Below are 11,088 nucleotides of genomic sequence, written 5' to 3' on the forward strand. Positions count from 1 at the left end.
GCAAGACTCTTCTATGGTTTGTGTCAAGCCATGATTGTCTGCAGCCTCCGGTAGAGCTGGCGTGCGACATAGCGTTTGAGGCAGCGCCGGATCTCACGTCGGTTCATCCCTTCGGAGGTTCGGCGCTCAGCGTAGGCTCTTGTTCTCGGGTCGAACGTCAGCCGTGTTCTTGCGATGACGTCCAGTGCGCGATTCAGCTGCCGGTCGCCGTTGCGGTTGAGCCGGTGTCGTGTGGTGTTTCCGGAGGACGCGGGGATGGGGCAGGCGCCGGCGAGGGCTGCGAAGGCGGCTTCGGAGCGGACCCTGCCGTGATGTGAGTAGGCTGCGAGGACCAGGGCTGCAGTCACCGGTCCGACCCCGGCTTCGTTTTGCAGTCCGGGAGCGAGTTGTTGAACCAGTTCGCCCAGGAGTGCTTTGTTTTCTTTCAGCGAAGCGGTTGAGGTCAGGATTTCCCGGGCGAGTCGGCGGGCTTCGTTTCTTGCCACTGCGACCTGGATGGGGTCGGCGGCTCGCGGCCGCCACGAGGCAACGAGTTCAATCTGCGCGTCCATCAGTGCACGCCGAGCATCAAGGCCCAAGTCGGTCGTCCGGACCAATGCGTTCAGCGCGTTGCGGTTGATGGTTCGTGCAGTGTCCAGGCGTCGTCTTGCGGCCAGGAGTACTGTGAGTGCTTCGCGGGTTCCTTCGGCTCGCGGCCGGACAAGCCGGGCGGTGTCTAATGCGTGCGTGGCGCGGGCTGCGGCGATGGCATCGATGGCATCAGACTTGCCCCTGCTTCCACGTGAGCCGCGCCGGGGCGGCCGGGCTTCAACCACGTGCAGTCCACTCCCGGTGAGTGCTCTGGTCAGGGCGGCGCCATAGGAGCCGGTGCCTTCGACCGCGACGATGACGGAACGCTCTGGCCCGCCAGCACGATGTATCCACGCGGCAGCTCTGTTGATGCCGCTCTCGCTGGCCGGAAAGGTCTTGGTTTCCTCGATAGCTCCAGTTCTGGCAGCCATCAGGGCGTAGGTGTGGGTGCGGGAGTGAGTATCCACTCCGACGATGAATTCGTACGTTTCCGCCACCATGGTCATGGGGCTGGGCTCCTTCCCGTAGTCGGTACCTGTGCGGTGCCAGTCCGGCTGGAGCTGCGTTGAGGCACTTCTCTAACGGGTCACGGCGCTCCCATCGGGGGAGCCCGGACAATCTTCTATCAGGCCATCAGCGCGGGCGGACCGGCGCAGGCCCGTTCCGAGGTGGACGAGTCTTGCTAAAGGCACCGAGCCTGATGAGGTTCGGGCCAGAATTTCCATGAGTCACACCCCGGAGGGGCCTGCACCAGCCTCCCAGCCAGCACCAGACCAGCCAAGACCATTAGAGAATTTCCATGATTTCTCCGTCAGACTTCATACAGGGCCTCTTCCTGGGCGACATTCGATGCGACTAGACACCGTCATCAAATCCCGGGGAGAGGCCCCCGCCGCTTAAGACGCGGCAGGACAAGTAAGGAAGTGGGCAGATCTCATGGCCACCGATGGGCAGTTCTACTGGCCGTCAGTGGGCACTTTCGTGGCCGCCTACGGGCAGTTTTTCATGGCCGCTAACATCAGGGTGAGGCCGACCTCCCTCCGTCTGAGCCGAGATTCTCGCGGATACGACGTCGGTCGCGGGCAGCTTGAAGAGGATGAATGCAGCGCCGACGGCCACCCTGGTATCGCGGTCAAGGGTCGTGTTCCTGTTCCAGGTTGAATGCGCAGACACGCTCCTCCCAGTAGGCCCAGCACCCTTGTACTTAACGGGCATGAACCCACATCCACAACCGCGAAGAGCAAGCACCCTGCACATATGACGTGCAGGGCTTCCTTAATAGTGGGGACGGGATGTGGTTACTACAAGGCGAGTGCAAATGTGTACTGGTCGGTGACTCCTCGGGCGCAGAACCCCGCTAACTCGAATGAGGACGTCGGCGATCAGTTCCACCAGTGGGCCGCTTGTGGTTGCCGATGAAGCAGAGATGGCTACTAGTTCAGTTCCCATCCAGCTTCTTTTGGCATCCAGGCGAAATTCTGATCCTGGCCGAGGCTACCTTGGGTAAGCAATCTATGCACCGCTGTATCTGCTTTATCCCATGGGAGAAAAATGATGCCGGGATGCAGGTGGTCTCCTCCAATGTCATATCTCGCACTTTCCCAGCATGCTGACGTAGTTCGATCTCCCGGGGCAAACTTCTCCAACGCTGACTTGTCCACCTCGGCTATGCATCTGGCTTGAAGTCCGTCATCTAAGCCAACTATAAGCAACTTCCAGTAATCATCCGTCAACCCGGTCTCGAACTCGTGACGGCTAAGGAAGAAGGAAAGCCGGCCTCTCCGAGTAGTAGCCTTCACTTCGAGATGCCATTCCGCTTCTTGGATTGAAGCTGAGATATCGTAGCCGAACCCGTCATCCCTTTCAGCCACATGATCGATTGCGCCGGGCCACTTGGCTTCGAGGAGCACACAAAGCGCGTTTTCTCCGGCGCTTCCTACTTGTGCTCGTCGCTTCAAATCAATTTTTCCGCTTATCCGGCGTACGACTCGAAACCCAGAGCTGGCCGGAAGCCCTAGCAGTTCCGCCCATCTCTCTATGTCCTGTGGAAGGTCATCGCTGCTGCGGATCAATACGTCAGCATTCTCCAGCCAGGGAGGGTTCGCGGCTTCTAAGATACTTGCGAGAAGGATCTCCCTTCTGCCTTGGGATGTCATTTGCCCCAGTGTTTGCGAGCGTTCCAAACTGCTCTTTGGCAGGCTTGTCCAGGACAGTGAGTGTAGCCATTCAAGGGCAGCGGAGTATTGGGTTGGAGTCAGATCCGCGTATCTGGAGCTAGACCGAATGAGGATGAAAGCCTGGAGTTCGGTAGAGCGCCCCAGCAAATCAAGCCAGCGAGCTGCAGCGACAATTACTGCTTCTGCCGGAATCATCGGTTGAGGTGGGCAGTGAGCGCTGCCAGGTCGGACGTATCCATGCCGACGGATTCATCTATGTCCTCTTGCAGGTCACCAAGAACACGGACGTTCGGATCATCGAGAATACCGCCCATGAATTCCAGCTTCCGCGCCAGCCGGTCCTCGACTATCTCGTCTATCGTCCCTGTGGCGGCCAGGACAGTTATCTTGGTTATGGTGGAAGGAGCTAGGCCCAGTCGATGGATGCGATCAAGACTTTGCAGGAATCGACCGGCAGAAAAATCACGGTCAACATAGACAGCGTCATGACACTCGTGATGGAGGCTGACGCCTTCACCGAGCGTAGCGGGGTTGGACAGCAGTACGCCGCAGGTCGCGTCTTGCCGGAAGCGCTTTAGCTCCTCTTCTCGATCGATTGTCCCTCCGTGAATCAAGGCCGGATTGAATTCTGCCAAGATCCTTTCCAGCGACTTGAGATTTCGAACGAATGTAGACCAGATAAGGGTCTTTCTGCCTCTGGCAACATTTTTTTCTACAATGCGCCGTACTTCCTGGTACTTCGGATTGAGCTCGTAGAGTGGGAGGTCCCGAAGAAGCTCCATGGCAGATGTGTTCTCTGGAACTGGGTAAGGAGGCACCCGGTAAGGCAGGGCTTCGTGTTTATCCGAGCCAACGGCAAGGAGTGCAGGCGAAGTGGCAGCCATCAACAGATACAGCAGGATCTTGCCCAGTGCGGCCATGTCTCCGGCTTCAGAGGATAGGGCGATTTTTCCCTGCCCAAGAAGGGCGTCATAAATTTCTCGGTGGAGGGGCGGTAATTCCACTCGGCGGATCAATACTTCAACTGGGGGCAAGTTCAGTTCGGACTTTGTTGTCCGCGTAAAGAGTGGCTTTAGCGCTTTACTCGCCGTCGACAGGTCCTCGTTTGCCACCGCTCTTTGGACGGCTGCCCTGCCCTGTCCGGGCCACACGAATGAAAAGAGGCTTTCCAGGTCCTTCGAGCCATTCGGTGCCGGTGTACCAGTCAGGATTAGACGATTAGTCGCATAGGGGCCAAGAGTCAGGCAGGCGCTGCCCCAGGCTCCCGCGCTTCCTAGTTTCATACGGTGTGCTTCGTCCAAGACCAAAAGGGTTGCACCAGCCTTCAGCCACGATATAAGGGGCGGGAGTGAATTCGGCAGCCGTTCGTAGTTAACAAGGAGAATATCGACATCGGGAGGAGCTCCCCCCGTCCATATTTGTGTTGTGATGGGGCTGCCGCTAAAGCAAACTTCGGCTTCAAAGGCCCAGCTTTCGAACGCGGACTTAGGGGACACGACCAGCATCCGCCCGATTGATCCAGCTGAACGGCGGGCGGCATAGACCGCCATGCTTGCCCTAGTTTTTCCAGCACCCGGAACGCTGAAGTTTGCTCCGTGGTTCAGCGCCATTAGTTTAGACAGATCACGGGTCTGGTGCTGGGTCAGCGGAGCAACCCAGTTTGGTGGCAGAACCGGGACTGGTAGCTGAGTGGCTTCGTCTGCCTTCAGCCGAGAATCTACCAGTGCGGAGTCTTGAACGTTACCCTCGACGAGTCTCAGAAGACCGTTGTCCCAGCGAACATCAACGTCTTCACTGGGCCATCGCGCCAGTTCTCGAAGGTTGACCAGGAAATCATCTAGCTCAATGCTGATAGACGATTTATGCGAGCTGAGGCTTGTCGAAAAACGTGTTGCCAGCGTACGAAGAAGAGGAGCACTAACCTCATCGCATGAAACATCAACCCTCCCTGCTATAAGAGAAAACCTGAGGTCGAGCAATCTAGTTTTCCGCCCCAATTTCTACACGAGTTATTGCCTGGAGCCATCGAACGCCGTCAGTTGGTTCGCTGAGACCACGGCTGACAATCTGTGCGAACTTGTGGAGATTCTCACGAAGTGCTCCGATCTCATCTTCAAGATCGTAAACACTGAAGTTTCCTGTGGCTTTGGCACTTGCTACGGCCTCCAAAACCAGCCCAAGGGCGTCATTCGCATCGGACAAACGATCTGCAGCTGCCAGTTTCCTTTTGAGGATCCTGCCTTGGCGACCAGCGAGGTCCAAGCCGTTGTCTAGAGCAGTGTGCGTATTCGCGAGCAATTCCTGGGCAGCCGCGCGCTCCAGAAGAGATACATCCACATGAGCTTGAGTGGCAGCTTTCGCCTGAAGTATCGCGGTGGTCGACGCCTTCAATGCCTCCACCACCGCGCTGGGGCCGGGCGCCGACAATTGGGTACCAGGAATACGGACAATAGATGACTCGCTCGACGTCTGGTCTGGAATAAGCGGCTTAGCGTATTTACCTACAAAATCTGATTCGATCAACCGCAGGTCCGTTTTGGACTTATTGAGGGCTATGGCCAGGAGCCTCTGTTCTCGGAGCGCTTCAGCCTCGTCGGGCGCCTTGATCTTAAGTGCCGAGTACGTACGGTAGAGCTCTTCGAGCTTCCCCTGTTGCTCTTCGAAATCGACTAGTCGCAGAGAGACGCTCCGGCCGTCCGAACCCACAATTTTGCTTCTGTCTATCGCTTCTCGGATGAGGCTTAAGATCCATAGGTGACGTTCGAGAGTAGTCGCTTTGATCCGGAAGTCAGCCGTGATTTCTGAGACTGGCCTACCCTGAAGGATCCTTTCCTCAATAGCGAGTAGAAAATTCATGAACGAGTAATCGCGTTTGTGGTCTTTTCGTAGCTGCAGTGCAAGCTCAATGGAGCGAAGATCATCCAAACTCGCATCCGGCGGAAGCACACCGACGCGAATATGTTCCTGTTTGAGTTCCGACAGCGCCGCACGGCGAGTATTTCCGTTTATCAAAACTCCACTACGAGTAATGATTCCCGGATCACTCTGACCGTGTACCTTCAAGTCCTCCTTGAGCGCCTCAAAAGCGGGGTCGACAGACTCGGGGTTTGTAGGGTCACCTTTGAGCAACTGATGGAGGTATGCCTGCCCCAGGTCACCGTAGGGATCGTTGTCCAGCTCTTGATCTTTGTCGCTATCGATGCTCCGCTGCGCCCGTATGCGGTGGGTTGCGGGGTTGTAGTACAGAATCTCCACCGGCATGGAAATAACCGGCAAGTGCATGGAGCTTCCGCGCCACTCAATCGAGACAGTCTCCTGGACTCCCTCGGCAGAGCGGCTGGCCGCAAGCCGCTCCTCAATTATGGCCTTGTTGTCTTGCGCACGTCCTGGCACGTTGCTCACAGTTGCCCCCTTCAAGATGTAGGTCCCTCCTGCATCCTATGTCCTAGCCATCTCGAACCACCCGTTCCTACCGCATGCATGTCGCGCATTGTCCATAACGCTGGGAATCAAAGATGATTGGCGTCATGAACATTCCTGACTGGAGAACGAGCGGCGCAGGGACGCGCACCCGAGCAGCTTTGTGGTTGGCCTCAGAAATTGGCGAAGGAGGCGTGTTTACAAAGGCCCAGCTGAGGGAAGCATTTCCTGGAGTTGAACAAATCGACCGACGTATGCGGGACCTAAGGCAAGACGGATGGATCTTGTCCACATACGCCCAGGAACGGTCTCTGGCAGTGGACGAGCTTCGCCTAGTCAAAATCGGCGGCCACGTTTGGGAATCCGGCTACAAATCTAATGTCGCACGCAGTGCCACGGACCGTGAGCGCCGGGAAACTCTTGCTAGAGACAACTTCGCCTGCGCGTTCTGCGGGATTGGTGCCGGGGAGACGTACAGTGATGATCCTTCTCGTTCCGGTCAGCTAAGCGTTACTTGGTGCGCGGCAGCTGCACCAGCAGGACGGTATGTAAGCACGTGCAAACGGTGCCGGAATCCCCTCGCCGGTATTGACTCAAGTGATGCTGCATACGAAGCAGCCGCTTTGCTCGCAGCCGAAGAGAGGCGGGTACTAATGGACTGGATACGGGTTGGACACAGGACCCCACGACAGATCGATAGAGCGTGGTCCCTTATCAGGTTGCTTTCAAAGAGCGAGCGAGACAACCTGCTGACCAGGCTCTGATCCGTCAATTGGAGCACATCGCTTGTTAGGGCCAACTGCCGAGATCGGTTCCTAGGAAGACTCCGCGTGTCAGTCGTACGATCCACTGCCGATAAAATGAGAGGATGGACGACATGATCGCCAACTCCTCACAGCTCAACGTGCTCGAAATCTGCGCTGGAGCAGGAGGTCAATCGGTTGGTCTGGAAAAAGCAGGATTCGGACATTCCCTAGCCGTAGAGATTGATGTCGATGCAGCGGCCACTCTTCGACTGAACCGTCCTTCATGGGATGTACATCACGGCGACGTGCGGGAAGTCAGTGGCTGCGCATACAAGGGCGTCGATCTGTTAGCCGGCGGAGTCCCCTGCCCGCCATTCAGTATTGCCGGCAAACAGCTTGGCGCTGATGACGAACGAGACCTCTTTCCTGAGGCACTTCGACTCGTCCGCGAAGCTTCGCCCACCGCCATCATGCTTGAAAACGTAAAAGGGTTGGCCTCTGCCCGATTCACGCCTTATCGTCAATCAATTCTGGAGGCCCTCGACAAGCTGGGCTACGACGCTGACTGGCAGTTGTTCAACTCTAGCGAGTTCGGTGTCCCTCAACTGCGCCCCCGATTCATCCTCGTAGCCATGAAACGCCGCCACTTCAGAAAGTTCTCCTGGCCTTCAGCGCAAGGGACACCTCCGAGTGTGGGAAATATTCTGCTTCCATTGATGAAGAGCGGCGGTTGGTCAGGCGCAGAAGCCTGGGCTGCAAGGGCTAATTACATCGCTCCGACAGTTGTCGGGGGCTCGAAAAAGCACGGCGGCGCTGACCTCGGTCCCACTCGCGCCAAAGCGGCATGGCTACAGCTGGGCGTCGATGGTAAGGGAATCGCCAACGAAGTCCCTGGCCCTGACACCCCACATAATCATGTACCTCGGTTAACGAACGAAATGGTGGCCCGCGTTCAAGGATTCCCCCCTGAATGGCAGTTTGCAGGGCGTAAAACATCGGTTTATCGCCAAATTGGCAATGCTTTCCCACCCCCTGTCGCGTGCGCAATAGGCACTTCCATAGCGCATGCTCTCGGCGTTAGAAGTCGGCCGGCGAGAATCGGAGTCGAGTTGATAGACCGTCAACTCCAGGCAGTGAGCTAGCGCTGTCTCAACACGTTTGGGACGAAACTGTTGAACCGCGTTGCTACTGTGCAGATTTGCTTCTGTTAGGGATATGCCAAGAACTTCCTCAACTTGAGGCCGATATTATTAGGGCAGCTTCCTGTCAATATCTCCGGTCTGCCCCACGGAACCGCTCCCATTAGGGTGTGGCATCGCCGTCAAACGCAAAAGATATCGTACAGCGACTACACTGGCAACTAATTCTCTAAACCCTCAGTCGCTTTTCTCTGGTCACTCCATAATTATCGACCGGTTACTACCCCGCTTGCCCTTAAGCTTTTATGGAACTAAACGACGATTGAGGATGAGCGGCGCTCATTCACTGCTTAAAAGAAACTTCGCGCCTACCGTTGAATATTTTCCAATGTCAAACGTACGCTTTCAAGCGTATCTCCGTAGCCGCTCATCCATTGATGAACTACGCCCGGACGCACCTCCAACCAGGCTGTCTCACTAGCACCAGCGCCAGTATGTTGGCCCATATGGCCAATGACGTGCTCCTTTATCACATTTTTTGGCAGCAACCATGCGTGAATTTGAAAGGGCGAGATACCCAAGCAAAGACAGTACGCATAATCCTGGTCGCGAATTTGTTGGAACTTGTAAAAGCCTGCATCCCAGAGAGTAGACATCTTGATTTGAACTAGATGTCCGTTGATCCAACGGTCGCCTTTTCCTTCAGGAGCTCCAGCCACAAAAAGGCCTACAGAACGCGCCCATTCGGTTACCAAGACCTTTCCAACTCGGCCTTTTGTAGCCGAAGGAACTGCTCGAATCCATTCGAAAGGGCTCCCGGACCATGCATCGCTACGCGCCACCTCCCCAAAGAGCTTTTGTGATGCGGATGCCATTAGCTCATAATCATTCACGGTCATGTCTTCGACTACTTTCCCTTCAACTGGCCAGAAAACGAAGCGAGCATTCTTTGTCCTCGCCGACTTGCATAGATGGACGGAGGCGGGCCTTTATAGTTGCTATGGACGTGGGATTTTCATCAATCATCACAAACTTTCTTCCCAGGGCGTGCGCTACCGCTCCCGTCGTTCCGCTCCCTGCAAAAAAATCGAGAACCCAGTCTCCCGGCTTGCTACTTGCTTGGATGATTCGACGTAGGATTCCCTCGGGCTTCTGGGTTGGATATCCTGTTTTCTCCTTGCCCATCGTTGCCACAATAGTGTGCCACCAGACATCGCTCGGAAGGAGGTGTGTTGTTGAAGCTGGGATGCTCATTCCCGGCGACCTATATGGCTCACTGTCGACGACAGGTTTATTGAAAAGGTAGCAATCGGGACTTTTCACATAAACCAAAATATTGTCATGTTTCGTCGGCCACTTCTTTCGCGCCCGCGCACCGTAGTCGTAGGCCCAAATAATTTCATTCAGAAAGCAGTGACTTCCAAATATTGAATCCAAATAGACTTTCGCATAGTGCACTTCCCGGTAATCCAAATGTAAATACAATGTCCCATCGTCGCTTAAAAGTCGCCAAGCCTCAGACAGACGCGGCTGCAGAAAGGACCAGTAATCATCAAAGAAATCATCATAAGTCAGCTTGCCACCTTTGACGGTTTCATACCTGTCACCCTTAAAGCCCACCCTTCCACCAGTAGCAGACTTCGTTGTTTTCAATGATTGCCTTGTTTGTACCTTGCCGGTGTTGAAGGGCGGATCAATATAGATAAGCCGGAAAGAACTATCCGGCAAAGAACGTAGCGCACCGAGATTGTCACCTTCAATAACCAGGCTCGGTCCGGAGTCATTCCAGTTCAGGCTAGTAGTTTCTTCACGCTTGGTTGCATCGGCCATGAGGAAGACCTTACTTCGTTTCGACCACTCACTACGACAACCACCCCAGTTCGGGCGTCCTCCTCATAGCGCTCAGTTAGTAATACACACCTATCGGCTTTCCTCACGTGATCGCTTGAGTAGTGGCACAATTTCCTCTGTGGGTCCTCAAGGACGCTTCCTACAAATCGCTCCGATGGAAAACGTTTGAAGCGCTTCCGCTTAGCTGGCACATCATCGTGCGACTGGCTACCAGGCGACGACAGATTCACAGGGGCGCCTAGGGCGTGTCTCCTAAACCCGGGTTGGTTAAGCCGGGATGCTTGATGAGTGTCTCGTACTTCTGTTTTGACTGATGGGCAGTGGGCCCGCATCCAGCCGTTGCTACCGTCCTCTGATGGTCGTCGGGGCCGTCCTTTTCGGGACGACCGCCGGGTGGTCGAGGGCATCATTTACCGGTATCGGTGCGGAATCGCGTGGCGGGATGTGCCTGGCGAGTTCGGTCCGTGGCAGACGATTTGGAAGCGTCACCGCCGCTATAGCGGTGACGGAACTTGGGACAGCATTCTGGCGGCTTTGCTGACGGTTGCGGACTCTCAGGGTGAAGTGGACTGGTCGGTCTCGGTCGATTCGACGGTGAACCGTGCCCACCAGCACGGCACGAACCTTCCCCGCACCACAGGGGGCCGGCTCGAATTACATGAATCTGTGTGCTGAACCGGACGACCATGCCATTGGCCGGTCGCGCGGCGGGCTGAGTACCAAGATCCACGCCCTGGTTGATGGCAAAGGCAGGCCCCTAGTTCTGCTGGTCGCGCCGGGACAGGGCGGCGATGCGCCGATGTTCGCCCACCTGATGAACCAGTTGAAGGTCAACCGGGCCGGTCCGGGCAGGCCACGTACCCGCCCGGACCGGGTTCGTGGAGACAAGGCCTACTCATCGAGGGCCATCCGAACCCAGCTCCGGGATCGAGGCATCGTCGCTGTCATCCCGCAACCATCCGACCAGATCGGCCACCGCAAGCGACGAGGATCCACCGGAGGCAGGCCTCCGGCCTTCGACAAAGAGGACTACAAAGGCCGGAACGTCGTCGAACGGAACTTCAACATCTTCAAGCAATGGCGTGCCCTGGCGACCCGCTACGACAAACTCGCCCTGACCTACCGCGGCGGAGCCGTTCTCCGGGCAATCAGCATCTGGCTGACAGCTTTAGGAGACACGCCCTA

8 protein-coding genes are annotated in these 11,088 nt (G+C 56.2%); 2 read left to right on the plus strand and 6 right to left on the minus strand.

What is annotated here, in order from left to right; genetic code table 11:
- Positions 1-23 precede the first annotated feature (23 nt).
- The 4 genes from ACTJK0_RS18700 to ACTJK0_RS18715 all read right to left on the minus strand — a co-directional run bounded on the left by ACTJK0_RS18700 (position 24) and on the right by ACTJK0_RS18715 (position 6,149).
- Positions 24-1,076 carry an IS110 family transposase gene (locus tag ACTJK0_RS18700; RefSeq protein WP_440746202.1) on the minus strand — a complete coding sequence of 351 codons (1,053 nt, stop codon included), beginning with the start codon at positions 1,074-1,076 and terminating at the stop codon, positions 24-26.
- A gap of 927 nt (positions 1,077-2,003) precedes the next feature.
- Positions 2,004-2,726, minus strand: a complete 723-nt coding sequence (locus tag ACTJK0_RS18705) for a protein NO VEIN domain-containing protein (protein WP_440746203.1) — start codon at positions 2,724-2,726, stop codon at positions 2,004-2,006.
- 212 nt (positions 2,727-2,938) lie between these two features.
- Complete coding sequence (locus ACTJK0_RS18710) at positions 2,939-4,726, minus strand: DEAD/DEAH box helicase (RefSeq protein WP_440746204.1); 1,788 nt, start codon at positions 4,724-4,726, stop codon at positions 2,939-2,941.
- Position 4,727: 1 nt separating this feature from the next.
- Entirely contained in the window at positions 4,728-6,149 is a 1,422-nt protein-coding gene (locus ACTJK0_RS18715; RefSeq protein ID WP_440746205.1) for a hypothetical protein, read from the minus strand.
- An 886-nt stretch (positions 6,150-7,035) separates the two neighbouring features.
- On the opposite strand from ACTJK0_RS18715, the gene ACTJK0_RS18720 reads away from it, so the two are divergent.
- Positions 7,036-8,055 carry a DNA cytosine methyltransferase gene (locus ACTJK0_RS18720; RefSeq protein ID WP_440746206.1) on the plus strand — a complete coding sequence of 340 codons (1,020 nt, stop codon included), beginning with the start codon at positions 7,036-7,038 and terminating at the stop codon, positions 8,053-8,055.
- Positions 8,056-8,420: 365 nt separating this feature from the next.
- Here the strand turns inward: ACTJK0_RS18720 and ACTJK0_RS18725 are convergent, their stop codons facing one another.
- Positions 8,421-8,951, minus strand: a complete 531-nt coding sequence (locus ACTJK0_RS18725) for a hypothetical protein (protein WP_440746207.1) — start codon at positions 8,949-8,951, stop codon at positions 8,421-8,423.
- Positions 8,952-8,970: 19 nt separating this feature from the next.
- On the minus strand, positions 8,971-9,882 hold the full coding sequence (locus ACTJK0_RS18730; RefSeq protein ID WP_440746208.1) for a DNA-methyltransferase: 912 nt from the start codon (positions 9,880-9,882) through the stop codon (positions 8,971-8,973).
- 309 nt (positions 9,883-10,191) lie between these two features.
- Between ACTJK0_RS18730 and ACTJK0_RS18735 the strand changes: the two genes are divergently transcribed.
- Positions 10,192-11,088 (plus strand): IS5 family transposase gene (locus ACTJK0_RS18735; protein WP_440744999.1). Its coding sequence is split into 2 segments (ribosomal slippage), with 896 coding nucleotides annotated over them: positions 10,192-10,542 and positions 10,544-11,088; the frame shifts between segments, so codons are not numbered across the junction. This gene is flagged as partial in the annotation.

The sequence above is a fragment of the Paenarthrobacter sp. 22069 genome, from assembly GCF_052046035.1.
GTDB lineage: Bacteria > Actinomycetota > Actinomycetes > Actinomycetales > Micrococcaceae > Arthrobacter.

Excerpts from the sequence above, each read along its gene's own strand:
- ACTJK0_RS18700 (WP_440746202.1), bottom strand. The coding sequence starts at position 1,076 with ATGACCATGGTGGCGGAAACGTACGAATTCATCGTCGGAGTGGATACT.
- ACTJK0_RS18705 (WP_440746203.1), bottom strand. The coding sequence starts at position 2,726 with ATGACATCCCAAGGCAGAAGGGAGATCCTTCTCGCAAGTATCTTAGAA.
- ACTJK0_RS18720 (WP_440746206.1), top strand. The coding sequence starts at position 7,036 with ATGGACGACATGATCGCCAACTCCTCACAGCTCAACGTGCTCGAAATC.
- ACTJK0_RS18725 (WP_440746207.1), bottom strand. The coding sequence starts at position 8,951 with ATGACCGTGAATGATTATGAGCTAATGGCATCCGCATCACAAAAGCTC.
- ACTJK0_RS18730 (WP_440746208.1), bottom strand. The coding sequence starts at position 9,882 with ATGGCCGATGCAACCAAGCGTGAAGAAACTACTAGCCTGAACTGGAAT.